Genomic DNA, 22040 nt, shown 5'->3' with positions numbered 1-22040 from the left:
CGCGGCGCCATATTCCGCGCACCTCGCCGGATGTCTCCCGAAGATCAACGGAGAAGCCAAATGGCCGTAGCTTCCAAGAAAATTCCCGCTCCCGATAAGGTCACCGTGAAAACCGCCTTGTTGTCGGTGTCCGATAAAACCGGAATCGTCGACCTGGCACGCGGCCTTGTCGAAAGGGGCGTTCGCCTGCTGTCGACTGGTGGAACGCACAAGGCAATCGCGGCGGCTGGCCTTGCGGTCACCGACGTTTCTGACGTGACCGGCTTTCCGGAGATCATGGATGGACGCGTCAAGACGTTGCATCCGACGGTGCATGGCGGCTTGCTGGCAATTCGCGACGACGCCGAGCATCAGGCAGCGATGCAGGAGCACGGCATCGAAGGCATCGATCTTGCGGTGATCAACCTCTATCCGTTCGAGGATGTCCGGGCGGCCGGTGGTGATTATCCGACGACCGTCGAAAACATTGATATCGGCGGGCCGGCAATGATCCGTGCTTCGGCGAAGAACCACGCCTACGTCACCATTCTGACGGATCCGGCCGACTACCCCGAGCTGCTTGCGCAGCTTTCTGCCGACGATGGTCAGACCGCCTATGCGTTTCGTCAACGCATGGCCGCCAAGGCCTATGCTCGGACCGCCGCCTATGACGCGGTGATCTCCAACTGGTTCGCGGAAGCCCTCGATATCCAGACCCCGCGGCATCGCGTTATCGGCGGCGTCCTGAAGGAAGAGATGCGCTACGGCGAAAACCCGCACCAGACAGCGGCTTTCTACGTTACCGGCGAGCAGCGCCCCGGCGTCGCGACCGCAGCGCTGCTGCAGGGAAAGCAGCTCTCCTATAACAATATCAATGATACCGACGCAGCTTATGAGCTGGTTGCCGAGTTCCTGCCTGAGAAATCGCCGGCATGCGCCATCATCAAGCATGCGAACCCGTGCGGTGTTGCTACCGGCTCCAGCCTACTCCAGGCGTATCAGCGTGCCTTGGCGTGCGATTCCGTATCGGCTTTCGGCGGCATTATCGCGCTGAACCAGACCCTGGACGCCCAGACTGCTGAAGAGATCATCAAGCTCTTCACCGAAGTCATCATCGCGCCGGATGTGACCGAAGAAGCGAAGGCCATTGTCGCGCGCAAGGCAAACCTCCGTCTGCTCGCTGCCGGTGGCCTGCCGGATCCTCGTATCGGCGGACTGACCGCCAAGACGGTTTCCGGCGGTCTCCTGGTTCAGAGCCGCGACAACGGCATGGTCGAAGACCTGGAACTGAAGGTCGTCACCAAGCGTGCGCCGACGGCACAGGAGCTTGCTGATATGAAGTTCGCCTTCAAGGTGGCCAAGCACGTCAAATCGAACGCCGTTGTCTATGCCAAGGATGGCCAGACCGCCGGTATCGGCGCCGGTCAGATGAGCCGCGTCGATTCAGCCAGGATCGCCGGGCTGAAGGCGGAAGAGGCTGCGCGTACGCTTGGTCTACCCACGCCGCTGACACATGGTTCTGCCGTAGCATCCGAGGCGTTTCTGCCGTTCGCGGATGGTCTTCTGTCGATGATTGCCGCAGGGGCGACGGCCGTGATCCAGCCTGGCGGTTCGATGCGCGACCAGGAAGTCATCGACGCGGCGAACGAACACAACGTTGCCATGGTCTTCACCGGTATGCGGCACTTCCGCCACTGACCTTGATGAAATCCTACGCCCTGTCCGCAGGATAGGGCGTACGGATCAGCAGAGCTAGCCCGCCTGCAAGAAACAGCACGAGCGTCGCCATGCCAAGCCGCGAAGAGCCAGATGCAAATGTGACGGCCGAAAACAGCAGCGTCGCCATGAAGCTCGTTGCTCTGCCAGACAGGGCATAGATGCCGAAATAGCGTCCGGCTTCGCTGTAAGAGACGCTCCGGGCAAGATACGATCGTGACGAGGCCTGAACGGGGCCGAATGCGAGCCCGATCAGCAAACCATAGCCGATGTAAGCCTTTTCAGCCGCTGTCCCGAAGAGGACGCCGCTATCTGCCGCTGACAACGAGACCAGGCCGAAAAGCGTGTAGCCGGGTCCCGTCGACACAATCCCGATGGTTGCGAGCAGCAACATCGTCAGACTGACGAGCACGGTCGCCTTCGACCCGATCCGGGAATCGATATGTCCGGCGATCAGGCATCCGAAGATCGCGACGACGTTCAGGATGATGCCGTAGATGCCGATCTCGATCGTCGCCCAGCCGAACATGCCGGCAGCGAAGGCGCCACCGAGGATAAGCAGTCCGTTGACGCCGTCCTGATAGATCATGCGGGCGATCAGGAAGCGGAGGATACCGGGCCGGTTTCGCAGCTCCCGCAGAGTGTTTTTCAATTCGGACAATCCGACGCGGATCGCGCTCCTCAAAGGTCGTCCGCGAGCAGCATCCGGTGTGAAGAAAAACATGGGCAGGATGAAGATCAGATACCAGGCTGCCGATATCGGGCCGGTGATGCGTGCGTCCTCGCCGGTGTGCGGGTCGAGGCCGAACAGCGGCGTTAGACCGAGAATGGTCTTGCCGGTCTCGGGGCTGCCCGCCAGCAGCACGACGACTGCGATCAGGACGATCATGCCGCCAAGGTAACCCAGCCCCCAGGCAGTGTTCGAGAGCTTGCCAACTTCGTCGCTGCCCACGAGCCGTGGCATCATCGAGTCGTTGAAGACGATCGAAAACTCGGCGGCTATCGAGGCGAAGATCATGAAGATCATCGGATAAATGACCGGCGAGCCCGGTGCGGCATACCAGAGGCCGCACAGGCTGACGATCTTGATGATGGCGAAGAAGCCGATCCACGGCTTCCGTCTGCCCGACTGGTCCGCAATCGAACCCAGGATCGGCGAAAGGATGGCAATGATCACCGACGAGATCGTTGCCATATTGCTCCATGTCGTCTGCGCCGAGACCGGATCGGCGGTCAACCGCGATACGAAGTACGGCCCGAAGATAAAGGTCGTAACAACTGTAAAGAACGGTTGAGCCGCCCAGTCGAAGAACATCCAGCCCCAAATGCCCGCGCTAGAGGCTCTTGCAGGTCGCGCTCCCGTCCAGTCAATGCGATTCACCGGTCTGCTCCAATTTTTGGAGCGGACTGTCTCACCTCATTCCATCTCGTGCAAGGTCGGTCAGCAAACCGGCCGCAACTGTAATGCGGGCGAGGTTTGGATCGCCGCTTTCACTGAGCGCAGAGAGTTCCTCGGCGATGCGGTTGATCTTGATACGATCGCTTGCATGCCAGGCGTGAACGGGCAGCTTCTCGGTGCCGTGGTTGGAGAGGGCGGACACCACGATGTCCCGCCTTGCGCTGGCGATCTGATCGAGGCTACGCGCAAGCGCCAGATAATCGTAGTGATCCGACGTGACGATCCGGCCGCCGGCAGCAAGCAGACGCCCAATTCTGAAGGTCTGGCTTACGGCGAAGTAGCTTTCCGCGGAGCGTACGAGCGGCTCGCCGGTGCGTTCGGCGATCTGCATGATCTCGGGCACAAGGACGAACCTCAGCAGATGCGCGATCTCGGCTGCGAGCTTCTCCGGCACGCCAGCGCTTTGGTACTCGGCTTGGCGAGCCTGGAGTTCCGGAACGACCTGCGCGGCAAAGACCGGCTGCAGCTTCTTGAGAGCCGCGCGGAGCCGCTCGATCGTTTCGGACATATCGCCCTTGGTCATCTGCATCTTGAGAAGAAGCCGGGTCAGGACCGTGAAGACGTGGCTGATCTCTTCGTAGATCCTGTTCTGCATTTCGCCCGATATTTTGCCATCCAGCGCGTCGGTCTCGGCCCAAAGCTTGGTGAGGTCGAAGCCATCCCTTGCAATGATCGCGGCCCGAACAACCTCCGGCGCAGCGGCTGCCGTCGCATCCATCATGCTGACCACGAAGCCGGGGCCCCCACGGTTGATGGCATCATTGGCAAGAACTGTGGCGATGATCTCGCGGCGCAGACGATGGCTTCCGATATCGGCGGCGTTCGTCTTGCGCATCTTGGCGGGGAAATACTGCGCGAGGGTTGCCGCGAAGTAGGGATCGTCGGGCAGGTCACTGGCCGCCAAGGCGTCGAACAACACAATCTTTGCGTAGGACAGCAGCACGCCGATCTCGGGACGCGTCAGCGGCTTGGACGCGGCATAGCGCTCAGTCATGACGGTTTCGTCAGGCAGCATCTCGACCTTGCGATTGAGCTGCTTGGCCGCTTCCAGCACGTTCATGAAGCGCGCGAGCTCGAGGCCATTCGCAGTACCCCTGCGTTCGGTCAGCGATATTGCCAGCGATTGCAGGTAGTTGTTCCGGAGGACAAGGTCGGCGACCTCGCTTGTCATCGAGGAAAGAAGTTGATCGCGCTTTCCTCTCGTCAGGCGCCCGTCATGCATAGCGGCTGCCAGAGCGATCTTGATGTTCACTTCCACGTCAGAGGTGTTGACGCCGGCCGAGTTGTCGATTGCGTCGGAGTTGCAGCGCCCTCCCCGCAACCCGTAAGCGATACGGCCGCGCTGGGTGACCCCCAGATTGGCCCCTTCACCGATGACCTTGGCACGGACGTCTTCCGCGCTGATGCGGATAGGGTCGTTTGCGCGGTCACCAACCTCGGCGTCAGTCTCGAAGGCCGCTTTGACATAGGTTCCGATACCGCCGAACCAAAGCAGGTCGACCTGGCTCTTCAGGATGGCGGTGATGATCTCGAACGGTGTCGCGACGGTCTTGTCGATCCCGATCACGGCCGCTGCCTGCGGGGTCAGCGACACTGATTTCGCCGAGCGCGAGATAACCATCGCGCCCTCGGAGAGTACGCTCTTGTCGAAATCCTGCCAGCTAGACCGCGGCAGGTTGAACAGGCGCTGCCGTTCGGCAAGCGTCTTTTCCATATCCGGATCGGGATCGATCACGATGTCGCGGTGGTCGAACGCGGCGACCAGTCTGATCTTCGGAGACAGAAGCATGCCGTTGCCGAAAACGTCGCCGGACATATCGCCGACGCCTGCAACGGTAAATGGCGTCGTCTGGATGTCGATGTCCATTTCGCGGAAGTGGCGCTTCACCGTTTCCCACGCGCCGCGTGCAGTGATGCCCATCTTCTTGTGGTCGTAGCCAGCAGAGCCGCCGGAGGCGAATGCATCGTCGAGCCAGAAGCCGGCTTCCTGAGACAGCGCGTTGGCGGTGTCAGAGAAGGTTGCTGTGCCCTTGTCGGCGGCGACAACGAAATAAGGATCGTCGCCATCGAGCCGAACCGTATTGTCAGGAGGCACGATATCGGCGCCGGAGATGTTGTCGGTGATCGACAGCAGCGTGCGGATGTAGGTTTTGTAGGCTTCGCGACCGGCGTTGAAGATTTCGTCGCGGTTGCCGCCAACGGGCAGCTTCTTCGGATAGAAGCCGCCCTTCGCGCCGACAGGCACGATGACGGCGTTCTTGACCTGCTGCGCCTTGACGAGGCCAAGCACTTCGGTGCGGTAATCTTCCGCGCGATCCGACCAGCGGAGACCACCGCGGGCGACGCGACCGAACCGCAGATGCACGCCTTCAACCTCGACGCCATACACAAAGACTTCGCGGAACGGTTTCGGCTGAGGAAGGCCTTCTATCAGTTGCGGATCAAGCTTGAAGGCGAGCATTGCCTTCGGTGAGCCATCGGCGTTGCGCTGGAAATAGTTGGTCCGCAGGGTGGCGTCGATGACGTTCACATAGCGGCGCAGGATGCGGTCGTCGTCCAGGCTCGGCACATCGGCAAGCGCGCTTTCGATCCTGTCGTGAAGCTCGATGACCTTTTTTCCGCGGTTCTTCTCGGACAGTTTGGGGTCAAGCGCTTCGTGGAACAGACGGAAAGTAAGCGCGGCAATAGCCGGGTACTTGTCCAGCGTGTTCGCGATATAGTCTTGAGAGTAGGCAATGCCGGCCTGCCGAAGATAGCGTGCATAGGCGCGCAGGACGCTCGTCTCGCGAGCGGAGAGGTTTGCCGACACGATCAGCCTGTTGAAGCTGTCGTTGTCTATGATGCCGCCGAAGGCCGCTAGAAAAGCCTCTTCAAGTGTTGCGCCGTGGCGCTCTAGTTCGATCTTGGCGCTTCCTCGTGCCTCGAGTTCCATATCGTGAAGAACAACCAGCCGTTCCGAACCGTCGTTCAGCGTGACATCGATTTCAAATGTGCCTTCGCTGACGACGTTGAAGCCGAGGTTCTCCAAGAGCGGCACGCGTCGAGATAGTGCCAATTGATCGCCGGCATGGAAGATCTTCAGGCAAAGCAGGTCCTTGCCGTCCTTGGACCGCGTGTAGAAAGCGATGCGGATCTGTTCGCCGGACGCGCAGGCGGTGATGTCAGCGAGATCGCTGTAGGTTTCTTCCGGCGGGAACAGGTCCTGGAAAGCATGGCTTACGGCAATGCGCGGCGCCTTCGGCCCGGCGAGCAATTCGAACTGGCTGTCCCAGCGCGCCGTGATTGCACGGATCGCTTCTTCGAGCTTTGCCTGCGGGATGCGCGGCGTCTTGCCGCCAGAGCGACCGATGATGAAATGAACACGCGCAACGCCGCCTTCCGGAAACGCCGGATAATAAGCGGAGACGCGACCATCATACACCGTCTTCAGATAGGTGCCGATCCGCTCACGTACGATGGAATCGTACTCTTCGCGCGGCACATAGACGATAACTGAGACAAACCGATCGAAATGATCGATGCGGGGGAGTGCCCGGACGCGTGGCCTATCCGCAAGATCGTTGATCTGCTCTGCAAAGCCTGCAAGCAGCGTCGTGTCGATCTGGAAGAGATCGTCGCGCGGATAGGATTCCAGCGTGTTATCAAGCATGCGGCCTGAATGGCTCATCGGGTCGAACCCGAAGTAATCCTTCACCTTGGCGATCTTCGATCGCAGAAGCGGAATCTCCGCAGCCAGGGACGTATAGGCTGTCGAAGTGAAAAGCCCGACGATGCGCAGTTCGCCGGTTACGTTACCGTCGGCGTCGAAACGCTTGATCCCCACATAGTCCATGTAGGCGCGGCGATGCACGATCGACTTTACGTTCGCCTTCGTCACGATCAGGAATTCGGGGCCGTCGAGGAAGGCCAGAATTTCCGGCGTTGTCGTGACCGCGTCTTTGCCGGTACGAAGAACCAGGACGTCGGGGTTGGCAAGAATGCCGAGCCCCGTACCTTTTCCGCGCTCGACCTTCGCATTTGAGCCCTTTCCGGAATAGACGTATTCGCGCATTCCGAGGAAGGTGAAATTGGCGTCGCGCAACCATTTCAGGAAGGCTAGGGCTTCATCGCGATCAGCCTTGCGACGGCTGGCATTGTGCGAAGCGAGTTCGTCGATCACCATGCCCAGCTTTGCGAGCATGGGCTTCCAGTCGGAAACGGTCAGTCGCACCTGCTCAAGCACCAATTTGATGCGCTTGATGAGGTCTGCGGCTTGCGCTCCAGTCAGTGGCGCGAGGTGCAGCTGGATATGGCTGACGCGGTTGGCGGGTTCGCTTGGCTGGTCGGCGGAGTAAAGCGCGGCACTCTTGCCCGGCTCAACAACCAGGATCGGATGCACTGCCATGAAAAGATCGCGATAGGTGCTCGTGACCTCACCCATCACGGATTCATAGAGGAAGGGCATATTGTTGTCGGTGACCGACAGGATTGAGACGGCAATGCCATCGGGCTCGACATTCGCGACGGTCTCTATGCTGATGTGCGGTGCGGTGCCGGTCCAGGCGGACAGCTGCTGGGCGCAATGGATCGCGGACAAGGCGAGCATTTCGGGCGTATAGCGCTCGAGATCGTCTCCGCTGGCGCGGCCAAACAGAACCTCGGGTGCGAGAAGTTTTCTCCCGTCGCCGCCGCGATCTTCGCGGCGCTTTCGATCTGTTTCTCTCGTTTCGGATTATTTCGAGCAGCCATTGAAAATGTTTCCTCACTTCCCTGATTTTCGGGAGATTAGCAGAAGATCTGGCGGAAAAATCTCTAAAATAACGGTATCGGAGACAGTTTTCGTGCGTTTTTATCGCAATTCTCGCCGGATTCGAAAATGTTAGCACTCGCTAAAACCGTCCCGACGTCCTCCGTAAGACAGATCATCTTCTCGTGACGAGGAGTTGACAGTCCAACGGTAAAAAGACGATCAACGCGAGGCCACAAACGGATCGGAATGCCATGTCGCAGAATGCCGCAGGAACAGTCATCGTCATCTCCAGTCATGTCGTGCGTGGTTCCGTTGGAAATCGTGCTGCAGTCTTCTCTCTGGAGACGCTGGGCCATCAGGTTTGGGCATTACCGACAATCGTGCTGCCGTGGCATCCGGGCCATGGCCGGTCGACGCGTCTGACCTTTACCGAAAGCGATTTCGACGCGGCGATCGATGATCTTATCCGCGCACCATGGATCGGCGAGGTGAAAGCGGTTCTGTCGGGATATTTCGGAAATGCCGCGCAGGCTCGCTCGGTGGCCCGGCTTGTCACGGCTCTGCGCGAACAGGATCCTGAGCTGCTCTACGTTTGTGATCCCGTTATGGGCGACTTCGGTGGCCTTTACGTTCCGCAGGCAACCGCCGAGGCGATACGTGACCATCTGATACCGCTGGCGTCGCTTTCGACGCCCAACCGCTATGAACTGTCATGGCTGGCTGGCGCTCCGCTGGAGAGTAACCGGGATATCATGGATGCGGCACTCTCGCTGGGGCCGCCGCGGATGCTCGTTACGTCCGCAATACCCATGATGGCTGGCGGAACGGGTAACCTGTATTTGTCCGGGCGGCACGCGCTGCTAGCCGAGCATCGCGTCATCGAGAATCCGCCCAACGGGTTGGGGGACCTGCTGGCGGCACTCTTCCTCTCGCGCCTGCTTTCAGGCATGGAGGATGAGAAGGCTCTGCAGCTTGCGACGGCCAGCGTTTACGAAGTGCTGGCGCGCGCAGTGAAGCGTGGCAGTGACGAGCTAACGCTGGCCAGCGACGCGTCCAGCCTTTCCACTCCAATGGCGATGGTGCAGATGCGTCGTCTTATCCATCCTGCGCAGAAACATCGGCGCTAGATATCGGGCAGCTGTCATTCTAAAGTGTGGCGGTTGATATTGTCGGGTCCTGACTTTAAGCGGAGAGCTATGCTGCGTTTTCCAAATACCCTTCTAGACGGCTATCGAAACTTCATGAACGGCCGCTATGCCGATGCCCGCGACCGATACAAGACGTTGGCTGAGAATGGTCAAAGCCCGAGCACGCTGGTCGTTGCCTGTTCGGACTCCCGAGCAGCGCCGGAGCTGATCTTCGATTCAGGGCCGGGCGAATTGTTCGTTGTCCGCAACGTTGCCAACATGGTTCCGCCCTACGAACCGGACGGTCATTTCCATGCGACCTCAGCGGCGCTGGAGTTCGCCGTTCAGGCTTTGAAGGTGTCGGATATCGTCGTGATGGGTCACGGCCGTTGCGGTGGTATCCGCGCGGCACTCGATCCGGACGCCGAGCCGCTTTCACCCGGCGACTTCATCGGGCGCTGGATGTCGCTGGTGCGGCCTGCTGCCGAGCAGATTCAGAGCAATGACGTGATGACGCCGGTTGAGCGCCAGACGGCGCTGGAACGCGTGTCGATCCGCAACTCGATCGAGAATTTGAGGACATTTCCGAACATCAAAGCTCTGGAAGAGGCCGGGCAGATTAATCTGCATGGCGCATGGTTCGATATTTCGACCGGCGAGCTCTGGGTAATGGATGCCGAGACCCGCGACTTCATTCGTCCGGAAATTTGAAAGGAAGCGCGTCGAGATTGTCCCGACGCGCTTGCGAACATCAGTTCGCGTCGATCTGCTGACCGATATAGGCGATTGCCTGCTGATAGACCGTCGCGGCGTTCCAGCCTGCGATGGCCGTGAAGTTCGGCTCACCCGGCTGATAGCCGGCGCCGGGCTGCCAGCCGTGGCCTTTCAGGAAGTTCGCTGTGGAAGCCAGCGCGTCCGCGCGCGAGCCGACCATGTCGACACGACCATCACCATCACCATCCGCGCCGTATAGAACGACGTTCCGGGGCAGGAACTGCGTCTGGCCGATTTCACCATGCGCAGCACCGCGCGCCTGCGGGTTAAGGAAACCTTCGGACACCAACTGCAGAGCGGCGTAGAGCTGGTCGGTAAAATAGTCGGAACGGCGGCAGTCGTAGGCGAGGGTCGAAACGGCAGACATGGTGTGCTGGTTGCCCATGTAGCTGCCGAAACCTGTTTCCATGCCCCAGATGGCAATCAGCGGGCCGGCTGGGACACCGAAGCGGCGCTCGATCGTTGCGAAGAGCTGTGCGTTCGCGCGTTTCATGGCTTTGCCGCGCGTGATGATTGTCGCACCGCCCCGCTTCTGCATGAAGGCATCGAAGGAAAGCTTGAAGCTCTTCTGACCGCGATCGGCGGCAATGGTCGGACGATTGTAGACGACGTTGGCAAACGCCTTGTCGAGCACGGAACGGTTTACACCGTTGGCTGCGGCTTCCTGCTTGAAGGAAACGACCCAGTCATCGAAACCTGCGCCGGTATTGCCGCACTGTGCCGCCTTGGCCGCTGCCGGAACGACGTGGAAAATGGAGGCAGCCGCTATCGTGGCTAACAAAAGTCTCTTTATATGCATGGAGATACCCCGATCCCGATCTACCCAGCCAGGCACAGGCTAAACCCGACGCGTGGCGACATTGTCACGGCAACTCTTGCAAGCCTGGAAAACGGTTTTGATTCCGCGCCTGAAATAAGCCCGATCTTAAGACCGGGCTTATCAAGGCATGGTTAAAAAATCGTTCAAGCTGCCTGCTTGCGCGGCTTTACGAGGCCACGATTGACCAACAGCTCGGCAATCTGAATTGCATTCAGGGCCGCGCCCTTGCGCAGGTTGTCGGAGACCACCCACATGTTCAGGCCATTCTCGACCGTCGAGTCCTCGCGAATGCGCGAGATGAAAGTCGCGTCTTCGCCGGCGGATTCGTAAGGCGTGATGTAGCCGCCGTTCTCGTGCTTATCGATGACCTGGCAGCCGGGTGCTTCGCGAAGAATATCGCGCGCCTGATCGGCGGTGATTTCGTTCTCGAACTCGATGTTGACGGATTCGGAGTGGCCGATGAAGACCGGAACGCGCACGGCAGTGCATGTCACCTTGATCTTCGGATCGAGCATCTTCTTGGTCTCGGCGAGAACCTTCCACTCTTCCTTGGTATAGCCATCTTCCATGAACGAATCGATGTGCGGGATGACGTTGAAAGCGATGCGCTTGGTGAACTTCTTGTTCTCGATCGGATCGGCGACGAATACCGCGCGGGTCTGATTGAAAAGTTCGTCCATGCCGTCCTTGCCGGCGCCCGATACCGACTGGTAGGTCGACACGACGACGCGCTTGATCTTCGCGAAATCGTGGAGCGGCTTCAAGGCGACGACGAGCTGTGCGGTCGAGCAGTTCGGGTTTGCAATGATGTTGCGCTTCGTGAACTGCGTGATGGCGTCCGGGTTGACCTCCGGCACGATCAGCGGCACGTCGGCATCATAGCGCCATGCGGACGAGTTATCGATCACGACGCAGCCCTGCGCGCCGATCTTCGGCGACCACTTCTTGGAGACCTCGCCGCCGGCGGACATCAGGCAGATGTCGGTGTCGGAGAAATCATAATTCTCGAGATTGGCGACCTTCAGCGTCTTGTCGCCATAGGAAACCGTCGTTCCCTGCGATCGGGCTGATGCCAGCGCTACAACTTCATCTACGGGAAACCACGTTCCGAAAGGATGTTGAGCATCTCTCTGCCCACATTTCCGGTCGCTCCCGCTACTGCAACTTTAAAACCCATTTCTCAAGCTCTCTTTCTCTTCTCTCCTCTTGTCCGGTGAGGGGGAAAGCGGCGAATGGATCGCGGCTTCCTGTCCCCAGCCGGGCCGGGGAGAGAGCGGCAGGCCAGAGACGTCAGACGGTTTTCGTCGTCGTTTTGGCCTTGGTTTTGGAAGAAACCGGAACGGCAATATCCATCCCGGCACTTTGTGCCCGGTCATTGCTAACAGCAATGGCGTGTTCGTCGCGAACCATGGATATTCCTTTTCCAACGCTGCTCATAAAAGGTTTTGTCCAAGAGTCAAGAATTTTGCGCCGCGACGCCGGCCAATGCCGCCCTTCTCACTTTCGTTTCATATCCTGCATATGGCTGGCGCGAACCGGCACCGGCTGCATTCCGCGATGGGCCAACTGCGGACGATCTGCACGCCCAAGCTTACGCTTGCGCTCAAGGTGGTAGGCATAGGCAAACTGCAACGCGATGCCGAGGACGACGAAGATCGGGCCAACGATCTGGTCTCGGTTGTTGATGTAGAGAATGACCTGCCCGACCATCGCGAGAATGGTGCCGGCGACGAAGATGTTCAGCGAATGGCGACCGAAGACGACCAACGGATTGTTCTCGGAGCGGCGCAGAAGCTGGGACAGTGCCGGAATGTTGATCACGAGGTAGGCAAGCGCCAGTACATGCAGAAGACGCGGCAGCGACAGGAACGTCTTGTCGAAGCCCGTGAGAACAGGAGGTAGGCCCAGGGACGCGAGAGCGTTTCCAAGGGCCCAATACTGGCCGACCACCCAGACGAAGGACAGCGCGACATAGCATGCCGACAGAAGCATCAGGAGAGGATGCGTGGGAAGCTTTCCGCCATTGCGAACATGCGTCATGCCGACGATGCCGATCGTGAACAGGAACTGCCAGGACAGCGGGTTGAGGAACCAGTAACCCTCGATCAACGTATTGTGCGGTGCAATTTCGAAGATGCCGGCGGCCAGCCAGACGCTTGCCGACACCGCCAGGGCCAGGAGAGGGCTCCGCGCGTTCAGCAACAGCACGATCGGTACGATCAACATCAGCGCGCCGTACATTGGCAGGATGTTGTTATAGCCGATCTGATGCCCCAACAGCAGAAGCGAGGGAATTCCGGCCTGCAGGTTCGTGAGGACCGCAAGGATATTGATCTCACATAGCAGACCCGGTCGGTGGAATATCCAGGCGCCCGTCAGGAAGAGCGCAAGGGTCATGAACGTCGTGATCATATGCGCGAGGTAGAGGGTGAAGGCACGCTTAGCGGCTTTTTTAGCCGTCACTAGCCATGAGGCAACCTCGAAACGGGCGCCGTAGGCAAGTCCGACCGCGATTCCCGAAATCAGCACAAAGGCCTCGGCCGCATCGGAAAAGCCGAAGTTCTTGGTCGTGACGGCCTCGAAGATCTGCCCGGGGACGTGATTGATGAAGATCGTTATCAGCGCAAGACCACGAAGAACATCCAACCGTGTGTCGCGCTTCCGGTTACCGGCAGTCGCAACGCTCGCCTTCCCGACATGATGAGTGTCTGGCCGTGATAACATGAACCTCTCCTGCTTTCCGTCTTGCAAACGCCGTTGCGGCCAAAAGGTTTCCCTCTTGGCCGCAACGGAACGCCGGATGGTAAGCTTGAGAATGCTGGTTATCCGACCGGATATCCCTCGTCGGGATCGGTGACTTCGCGTCCGTTGATGGCCACAGCATAACCGCGTGGATGGGACGATTTTGAGACCGAAATGAGATATTTAGCGCCCGAATGCTCTATCTCTGCCGAGAAGCCTTCCCACGCGCTCGGCAACGCCGGACGTACGTGAAGGCGACCATTCTTTAGCCGGATTCCCAAAATGCCTTCGATGGCAGCGCGATAGAGCCATCCAGCCGAGCCGGTATACCATGTCCAGCCGCCACGACCCGTCAAGGTGCCTTCGCCGTAGACATCGGCAGCAATGACGTAGGGCTCGACGCGATAGCGTTCGGCCGATGCGATATCGCGGGCATGGCTGATCGGGTTGAGCAGATCGAAGCACCGCAACGCGTCGTCGCCGCGATTGAGCTCGGCAAGCGCCATGACCACCCAGGTTGCCGCATGGGTGTACTGGCCGCCGTTTTCGCGCACGCCGGGCGGATAGGCCTTGATGTAGCCTGGGTCCTTCGCGGAGTTGGCAAAAGGTGGCGTGAACAGCCGGATGATCCTTGCGTCGAAGTCGACAAGCTTCGAAAGAACCGATTCCATCGCTTTGGCGGAATGGGCCGCGTCGCCTTCACCGGACAGAACGCTCCACGACTGCGCAATGGAGTCGATCTGGCATTCGAGGCTTTCCTTCGATCCGAGAAGGCTGCCATCGTCGAAAGTGCCGCGGCGGTAGTGGGCGCCGTCCCAGGCGGCGGTTTCGAGTGCCGCCTTGAGTTCCTGGAGGTGCGTTGCCCACCGCGTTGCCCGAGCCGTGTCACCACGCTCTTCGGCGTAGGCGCCGAACGAGCGGAGCGCGCCGGCAAGGAACCAGCCGAGCCAAACGCTCGTGCCCTTGCCGCCGATGCCGACTCGATTCATGCCGTCGTTCCAGTCGCCACCAAGGAAGAGCGGCAGACCATTGGCGCCCTTGCGTTCGATCGCGAGATCGAGCGCCATGGCAGCGTGCTCGTAAATGCTCACCTTGTCTTCGGAGATCTCAGGCCGATAGAACGAGTCATGCTGACCTTCGAGGAGTTCTGGCCCTTCGATGAAGGCCAGTTGCTCGTCGAGCACGCTCTTGTCGCCGGTGACCGTGCAATAGTGATGGATGGCATAAGCCAGCCAGACCACATCGTCGGAGATCATCGTCCGAACGCCGGCGCCGGTGCCCGGAAGCCACCAATGCTGCACGTCGCCTTCACGGAATTGGCGCGATGCCGCATTGAGGATCTGCTTCCGCGCGATCGATGGCTCGTGCAGCACGAAGGCAAGCGTATCCTGTAGCTGGTCTCGGAAGCCGAAGGCGCCGCTCGCCTGGTAAAAGGCTGTTCGGGCCATGATGCGGCAACCGAGGCTCTGATAGGGCAGCCACGTGTTGACGAGGTTGTTCATGCCCTGGTCGGGCGTGGAGATCTGCAGTTTGCCGGTGAAGCGCTGCCAGAAGTCGCGGTTCGCATCAACCGCTTCATCGAACTCGACCTGTTTCACGCCGGCAATGGCGGCCCGTGCCTCTTCTCTCGTGGCGGTATCGCCGAGGTAGAAAACAACGTCGCGTTCTTCGCCGGCTGCGATCTCGATATCGATCGCAAGCGCAGCCGCCGGATCGCCGTCGAGTTCGCAGGCGCTCGACAGCACGGCACCGCCGGTTACGGCCTTCGGCGCCTGGATCGTTCCGCCTTTGCCGACGAATTCGCGACGGCTGGCGCTGAAGCTCGAGATCTTTTCACTCGCGGCAAAGAATGCAATCCGCCCCGAGTAGTCGATGCTGTAGTTGTTGCCCGCGAAAAGGGCATCCGCTTCGACGTCATGCTCCGAAAGAATGAATGGGGCTGTCTTCTGCGGATTGTTGCCGAGGACCCATTCAACGTAGCCGTAGAGACGCAACTTCTTCGCGGTGGCGCCGGTGTTTCGTAGCCGGAGTCGCTGCAGTTTTACGGGCCGTTCGCGATCGACCGTCTGCGTCAGCTCAAGCGCCAGTTCGTTCTGAACGCTCGAGAAGACCGAGTAGCCGAGGCCATGCCGCGCTTCGAAACGGACGTCCGGCCGCTGAGAAAGGGCAGCGTAAGGCGTCATGACGGCACCGTTATCCCGGTCCACGACATAGATGGCTTCGCCGGGGCGGTTGATGACCGCGTCGTTCGACCAAGAGGTCAGCTGGTAGTCGCGCGAGTTGGTGCTCCAGGTGAAACCAGCGCCTTCGGCCGATACGTGGAAGCCGAACTTGTCGTTCGAGATCACGTTGATCCATGGATGCGGCGTAAAGGTGCCGCCGGCCAGTCGTACGACATACTCGCGGCCATCGCCGGAGAACCCGCCGATACCGTTCCAGAAATTGAGGTCCCCTTCGTCCTTGATTTCTACGGCCGGGATTGTCGTTGCCGCCACGGGCGCAATGCGCTTCGTCAGGGGCTTTGCACGATCTCCCCGTTCGAGTTCCTGCTGCTCCTCCTTCGAAGGGGCAAACAGAGCAACGGCACGGTTGATCTGGTCGATGATCTTGCCGTTCTTGGCATGGAAGGTGACGCGCGACGCGGAAATGAGGGCGTGGTAGGTCGCCTCCTCCATCAGGTCCTTGCGGACTGTGAAGATATGCTGCCTCAATCCATCCGCTTGACCCAGGCGACGCACGTTCTCCGCCATCTGGTCGACCGCGTGCTGCATGTCCTGAGCGTAGGAGGAAGCTCGCTCATTCATGATGACGAGGTCTGCCGTCACGCCGCGCGACCGCAGGTATTCTTGGGCCAGCAGCGCTTCGCGGGCAATGTCGAGGTCCATGTCGTCGTTGATGCGCAAGGTGAAGATCGGGAAGTCGCCCGAGATCGCCAGAGGCCAAAGCGACGACTGTGACTGCATGCCTGCTTCGACCGCTGCCGCATCAGCGCGCAGATGCATATCCGGATAAACCAGATGGCGACCGAGATACTGGAAGGCTGCCGCCTGCTGCGACGTCACGCCGACATGGCGCATCTGCACCTGCGTGCGCGTCCAGGCCTGGACGAGCTCATGATTGAAAGCATCAGCGTGCCTATAGCGGTTGACGGCCTGGTCGACCTCGTTGCGGGTCGGCGCAGCGATCGTCCAGAAAATCACGCTGACCTTCTTGCCGGCCGGGACGCGAACGGTGCGCCGCAGAGACAGGATGGGATCGAGCGTAAAGCCGTCCGTGCCGGAGAGTGTTGCACCGGCATCGAACGCCGCCGCATTGGCGAGGCTACGGCCGCGTCCCAGGAACTTGCGGCGGTCGGTTTCGAATTCCGTGTGCCGCGATGTGCCCGCACTGTCGACGATCAGGTGCGCAACGGCCATGTTCGGCTCGTTTGGATCGCGCTTGTTGCGTTCGGCACGGATAACATCGCCCCGCTTGCCCACTTCCGTCTTCACGAACATGCGCGCGAAAGCGGGATGAGCGTTGTCGGTATCATCGGTCGTCAGCACAGGCTCGAGATAGGATGTGACCTCGATGAAGCGGTCTTCGGTGCCGCTGTTGATCAGGGTCAGCCTGCGGCCTTCCGCGTCATGCTCGGTGGCAACGATGCATTCGACTTCGCTGGTCAGATCGCCGACGGTCTTGGTGAACTCGGCCTTCTCGTCAGCGAAGAGAACCTTGACCTCTTCTCCTTCGACGCTCTTCGGTTCGGTGGTTGTGGACCACCATTCGTTGGTCGTCGTATCGCGCAGGAAGATGAAACTGCCCCAGCGATCTTCCGTCGGGTCGGCTTTCCAGCGCGAAACCGACTGGCCATTCCAGCGTGCGTAGCCAGCACCTGTTGCGGTCAGCATCAGGGAATAGTGGCCGTTGGAGAGGAAGACCACTTCCCGGTCGCGTTCCGAGGGGTTGTAGATCTTGCGCAGTTCCGGACGCAGCAAATCGTCATGAATGCTGGCAGGCGTATCGGATTCATGCTTGCCGCTCATGACGGGGATGTCGCGCGGTGCCTTTTCCTGCAGAAGAAGCTCAGCAGCCTCGATGACCGGATCCGAGTGGAAGAGTTCGCGGAGATGGCCATTGAAGGCAACGTTGGCGACGGCTGCGATCGACATGCCGTGGTGGTGTGCGTAGTAGTTGTAGACCACCGCACAGGTCTTGCCTTCCGGCACGCGCGTCGGCGTGAAGTCGACGGCGTCATAGAAACCATACTTGCCGAGAGCGCCAAGCTTTCGCAGGCGATCGAGGTTCTCGATCGCGGCTTCCGGATTGTACTGGCTGGCGAGCAGCGAAGCATAAGGCGCGATGACCGCGTTGTGGCCAAGGCCGCGCTTGAGGCCGAGCGTCGGAACGCCGAAGTTGGTGTACTGGTAGTTCAGGTTATGGTCGCGAGCGTTGAAGGCGGCTTCCGAGATACCCCACGGGATACCAAGCTTGCGGCCGTAGTTCATCTGCTCGACGACAACCAGGTTGTTGGTCTGGTTGAGGATGCCGCCGCCGCGCTCCTGCATGACGAGTGGTGGCATCAGGTATTCGAACATCGAGCCGGACCAGGAGACCAGCGCGCCGCGCGATCCAACCGGCACGACCTGACGGCCGAGGCGGTACCAATGTTCCGTCGGCAGGTCGCCCTTGGCGATGCCGAAGAGGCTGGTCAGGCGGCATTCCGATGCGAGCAGATCGTAGCAAGCTTGATCGAGCTCGGCGCTCTCGACGCGGTAACCGATCGACAGCAGGCGACGCTCCGGACGGAACAGGAAGCCAAAGTCCATCGAGAACGCGAGATCGCGTGCCTTGTCGCGCAGTGCGACGAGGCGCGGGCGCAGGGCGTCGATGTTGGCGAGGTCGAAAGTGCTGTCGGAGATATGCGCTTCGCAGACCTTTACCAGCGATTCCGCCCAGCGGGTGACTTCGGCGCTCAGCGCCGACTTGACCTCGTGGTCGAGGTTTGCCGCCAGCTTCTGGATATCGCGGGCGAGGACCGCGAGGTTGATGATTCGGATGGACGCGAACTCGTGTTCGCGCTTCACGGCTGCAAGCGCATTCTGGAAACCGATGATGCGTTCTTCCAGACGACGGCGCAGCGGACGGACGGTCTTGCGGTCGTCAGGCAACTCGGCGAGCGCTTCACCAAGAATGCCCGCGGTATCGCCAACGCCGTCGAGGTTACCCTGCATGTGTGCCGAAGGTGCTTCAGCCCAATTGCGGCATGCAGACGAGATCGCGATCAGATGACCGGCGAGATTGCCGCTGTCGACCGCGGAAACGTAGCGAGGTCCAAGCGTCTGCAACGTATCGGTGTGATACCAGTTGAACAGATGGCCGCGGAATTTCTCCATCTTGTCGACGGTTGCGATCGTCTGCTCCAGCCGTTCGAGCGTCTCCTCGAAGGAGAACCAACCGAAATGCCGTCCGGAAACGACCGAGAGGAGATAGACACCGATGTTGGTCGGCGAGGTGCGTGTGGCCACGATGACATGTGGTGTTTCCTGCACGTTGTCAGGCGGCAGGTAATTCTGTTCGACCGTCGTGAACGCTTCGTAGTAGCGCCAGGTGCGGCGCGCGATCTTGCGAAGCTCGCTGGAAACGGCATCGGGGACGTGCATCCGATCTTCCGTCTCTGCCGATTGGCTCACGTAGTAGGCGACGAGCGGCGAAAGGATCCAAAGCAGCGCAAACGGGATGCCGACGAAATAAGCCTTGTCGCCGGAAAGGGCTGCGAACGCGAGGGCGAGCACGGCGAGCACGGGCGCGTGCCACATCGCCTTGTAGTAGGAAACGATCGTGCCCTGTTTGCCGGCCTGAACGCTTGCGGCGGTTCGCCACTGGAGCATCAGCTTGTGGCTGAAGAACAGGCGGTAGATCGAGCGGCCGATCGCGTCCGCCATCATGCAGGCGGAGTCGGCGATGAAGACGATGCGCAATGCCACCTGGGCATTCGCCGCGCGGATATCCGACCAGACGGTATACAGGTGGGCGCGAGCTACAATGTCGCTCGTCCGCGGGATGATGCCGTTGATCAGGGATAGCGTCGGAGCAACGAACAGGCAGAAGATCAACAGGATCTGCCACACCAGCGCGCCGAGCGGGTCCATGAAGTACCAGCCGAGCACCGCTGCGAAGAACCAGGCGATCGGCGTCAGCGAACGGCGCAGGTTATCGAACATCTTCCAGCGGCCAAGAGCGGTGACGCCGTGCTTGGGATTGAACATGTAGGGAAGCAGCTGCCAGTCGCCACGCGCCCAGCGATGCTGGCGGGAGGTTTCGACTTCGTAGCGGGTCGGGAAGTCTTCGACGAGTTCCAGGTCGGTGACGAGTGCGCAGCGTGCCATCGAACCTTCGAGAAGGTCGTGGCTGAGAACGGCATTCTCTTCGATCCGACCCTTCAGAGAGGCTTCGAAGGCATCGACGTGATAGAGGCCCTTGCCGGTGAAAGTGCCTTCGCCGGCGAGGTCCTGATAGACGTCGGAGACCGTGAAGACATAGGGGTCGAGACCGCGGTTGATCGAGAACACGCGCTGGAAGACCGAGGCATCCTTGCCCGTCGTCAGCGAGGGCGTCACACGCGGCTGCAGAACGCCGTAGCCGCTTTCGACGCGTCCGGTCGCTGGGTTCAGGACCGGGCGGTTGATCGGGTGGTAGAGCTTGCCAACGAGCTTCGTGACCGCATCACGCATGAGGCGCGTGTCGGCATCGAGGGTCATGACGTACTGAACGTTCTCAGGGACGATATTGGCGCCCGGAAGGTATGTCGTATCGCGGTCGCCGCGCAGGAGCATGTTGAGCTCGTGCAGCTTGCCGCGTTTGCGTTCCCATCCCATCCATGCGCCTTCGGAGGGGTTGTAGAGGCGGCGGCGGTGCAGGAGGTAGAAGCGCGTCTTGCCGTCATAGGCGTAGCGTGCCGACAGGTTGGCGACTTCGCGACGAGCGTAGTCCAGAACTTCCAGATCGGCAGCGGTCTCTTCGACCTGGCTGTCCGGCCAGTCGCTCAGCAGCGCGAAGTAGATTTCGCCACGCGGGTTCGCGAGATAGTGGACCTCGAGGTTGCGGACGAGTTCGTCGACGCTATCCCGGTTGGAGATCAGGCAGGGAACGACGAGTAGCGTCCGGGCATCTTCGGGAATGCCTTCCTTGAACTCGTAACCGACCAGCCGTGCCGGGGTAACGAAGAAGGAGAGCACGGTGTTGAACAGACCGGTCGCACCTTCGGAGGCCGGCAACGCGAACATGATCAGCAGGAGCGCGATTTCAGCCGGGCCCATGCCGGCATGCGCCATGAAGCGCCCGACGACGACCATGGCAATGATCGTGAGCAGGATCACCGGAACCGCGATCGACAACCAGTTGAATTTGCGGACGGCACGGACGAAGTGCTGGACCAGTGTCGGACGATAGCTGGCTCTGGACTCGAGTTTCGGCCGCTGCATTCCCGTCAGGAAGCCGCCGACGTTCGGCTCATGCGGCTGCGGCTCTTCCGAGCTGCGCGCCTCGTCCGTCATGTCTAGCGCGAGTTGCGCGATCTCCATTTCGGTCATCGTCGAGCGCTTGGCGAGCTTTTCGATCTGCTTGCGGTACTTGTTGCGCGATCCGGAATCCAGGACGCCGTAGTCCGAGTTTTCCCAGAGTAGTCGGTCGACGTGGCTTACCTGCTCGACCCAGACCGACCATTCCGTATCGTCGATTTCGCGCAGGCTGCGGATGATGTTGCCCATCGTGACGTTGCCGGAGGACAGGCGGCTGTGCTCCGCCATCGTCGCGCCCTCGGTATCGCGGCCGAGCGCTTCCAGGCGCTCGTCAAGCCACGCGATCGCAAGGCTCGATGCCTGCGAGCCATCGCGCATGCGGTAAAGGAACTGGGTCGAGAAGGTGTTGTCTTCCGCCAGCGATTCCAGCGACTTGAGGTATTCGGCAGCCTTGCCGGGCTCCGTCAGGCGGACCAGCGCATCGGCAGCCTCGTTCGCCCGCCGGCGCATGCGGCGGCTGCGTTCTACGCGGATCGAGATGCGACGCAGATTTTCAACCAGAACGTATCGGACAAGCGATGGCAGCGCCCAGAGTTCGCCAATCCGCAGCGTTTCCGTTTCCTGAAAACCGTCGACGAGCGCCGTCAGGCTTTCCTGCGAGATCGTGCTGTGTGTATGCGCGACATAGAGCCAGGCCAGAGCAAGCGTCCGCGGAACCTGAACGCCGCCGACCGAGATCGTCGGCAGTTCGCGATAGAACTTCTTCGGAAAGTCGCGGCGGACTTCCTGGATCGCTTCTTCGACGATGTAGTGGTTATCCAGAAGCCATTCGGCGGCCGGCGTAATCGTCTCGCCCGACTCGACATCGGTCGCGGTCGTCCGGTAGACGCGCAGAATTTCCTTCTCGTTTTCCTTGTGTCGGGCAAAGAAATCGAAGGGGGCGAATGCTGGCAGCGAGGCCACGCCTTCGCGCGCTGCGGAAGCGCCCATCGCCTTTATGTCTTCGATAGAAAGATAGGTCGAACGGATCGAGTCATTATGATCGATCTGCTTCGTTTCGGACTCGCGGGACGGGCTCGGAGACGTGGCGGAAATAGACATGGGTTCGGTTCTGGATCCAAACGAGGTTGTGGTGATCAGCGTTGCCTTTTGCACTGCCGAATATGACTGCCGCATGAACAATTTCACGTCCTTG

General features: G+C 60.2%; 7 protein-coding genes and 2 pseudogenes. 3 read left to right on the top strand and 6 right to left on the bottom strand.

The features are described from left to right. Nucleotides 1-60 precede the first annotated feature (60 nt). Nucleotides 61-1677: a bifunctional phosphoribosylaminoimidazolecarboxamide formyltransferase/IMP cyclohydrolase gene (gene purH / locus FZ934_RS16160; protein ID WP_153271895.1), complete on the top strand. Its 1617-nt coding sequence runs from the start codon at nt 61-63 to the stop codon at nt 1675-1677. Nucleotides 1678-1690: 13 nt separating this feature from the next. On the opposite strand, the gene FZ934_RS16155 is transcribed toward purH, so the two are convergent. Both FZ934_RS16155 and FZ934_RS16150 read right to left on the bottom strand, forming a co-directional pair. Further along, a complete protein-coding gene (locus tag FZ934_RS16155) occupies nt 1691-3076 on the bottom strand; it encodes an MFS transporter (protein WP_153271894.1) in 1386 nt (461 codons plus the stop codon). A 31-nt stretch (nt 3077-3107) separates the two neighbouring features. Beyond that, nucleotides 3108-7882 (bottom strand): annotated as a pseudogene (locus FZ934_RS16150) (NAD-glutamate dehydrogenase). A 252-nt stretch (nt 7883-8134) separates the two neighbouring features. Between FZ934_RS16150 and pdxY the strand changes: the two are divergent. Together pdxY and FZ934_RS16140 are read left to right on the top strand one after the other, a co-directional pair. Then, nucleotides 8135-9010: a pyridoxal kinase PdxY gene (gene pdxY, locus FZ934_RS16145; protein WP_153271893.1), complete on the top strand. Its 876-nt coding sequence runs from the start codon at nt 8135-8137 to the stop codon at nt 9008-9010. A 69-nt stretch (nt 9011-9079) separates the two neighbouring features. Beyond that, on the top strand, nt 9080-9721 hold the full coding sequence (locus tag FZ934_RS16140) for a carbonic anhydrase (protein WP_153271892.1): 642 nt from the start codon (nt 9080-9082) through the stop codon (nt 9719-9721). Between the two features lie 40 nt (nt 9722-9761). Here the strand turns inward: FZ934_RS16140 and FZ934_RS16135 are convergent, their stop codons facing one another. The 4 genes and pseudogenes from FZ934_RS16135 to FZ934_RS16120 all read right to left on the bottom strand — a co-directional run bounded on the left by FZ934_RS16135 (nt 9762) and on the right by FZ934_RS16120 (nt 21946). Further along, on the bottom strand, nt 9762-10583 hold the full coding sequence (locus FZ934_RS16135; protein ID WP_153271891.1) for a lytic murein transglycosylase: 822 nt from the start codon (nt 10581-10583) through the stop codon (nt 9762-9764). Nucleotides 10584-10747: 164 nt separating this feature from the next. Next, nucleotides 10748-11781 (bottom strand): annotated as a pseudogene (locus FZ934_RS16130) (aspartate-semialdehyde dehydrogenase). Between the two features lie 320 nt (nt 11782-12101). After that, nucleotides 12102-13328, bottom strand: a complete 1227-nt coding sequence (locus tag FZ934_RS16125) for an OpgC family protein (protein ID WP_153271890.1) — start codon at nt 13326-13328, stop codon at nt 12102-12104. Nucleotides 13329-13426: 98 nt separating this feature from the next. Further along, nucleotides 13427-21946, bottom strand: a complete 8520-nt coding sequence (locus tag FZ934_RS16120; RefSeq protein ID WP_153271889.1) for a GH36-type glycosyl hydrolase domain-containing protein — start codon at nt 21944-21946, stop codon at nt 13427-13429. Nucleotides 21947-22040 lie beyond the last annotated feature (94 nt).

Origin of the sequence: Rhizobium grahamii (assembly GCF_009498215.1) — a bacterium.
Classification (GTDB): domain Bacteria; phylum Pseudomonadota; class Alphaproteobacteria; order Rhizobiales; family Rhizobiaceae; genus Rhizobium; species Rhizobium grahamii_A.
Note: the sequence above shows the minus strand (reverse complement) of the source record. Positions and strands in the feature narration are given on the sequence as shown.

Coding starts and splice junctions, on each gene's coding strand:
- purH (WP_153271895.1), top strand. CDS start 61: ATGGCCGTAGCTTCCAAGAAAATTCCCGCTCCCGATAAGGTCACCGTG.
- pdxY (WP_153271893.1), top strand. CDS start 8,135: ATGTCGCAGAATGCCGCAGGAACAGTCATCGTCATCTCCAGTCATGTC.
- FZ934_RS16140 (WP_153271892.1), top strand. CDS start 9,080: ATGCTGCGTTTTCCAAATACCCTTCTAGACGGCTATCGAAACTTCATG.
- FZ934_RS16135 (WP_153271891.1), bottom strand. CDS start 10,583: ATGCATATAAAGAGACTTTTGTTAGCCACGATAGCGGCTGCCTCCATT.
- FZ934_RS16125 (WP_153271890.1), bottom strand. CDS start 13,328: ATGTTATCACGGCCAGACACTCATCATGTCGGGAAGGCGAGCGTTGCG.
- FZ934_RS16120 (WP_153271889.1), bottom strand. CDS start 21,946: ATGTCTATTTCCGCCACGTCTCCGAGCCCGTCCCGCGAGTCCGAAACG.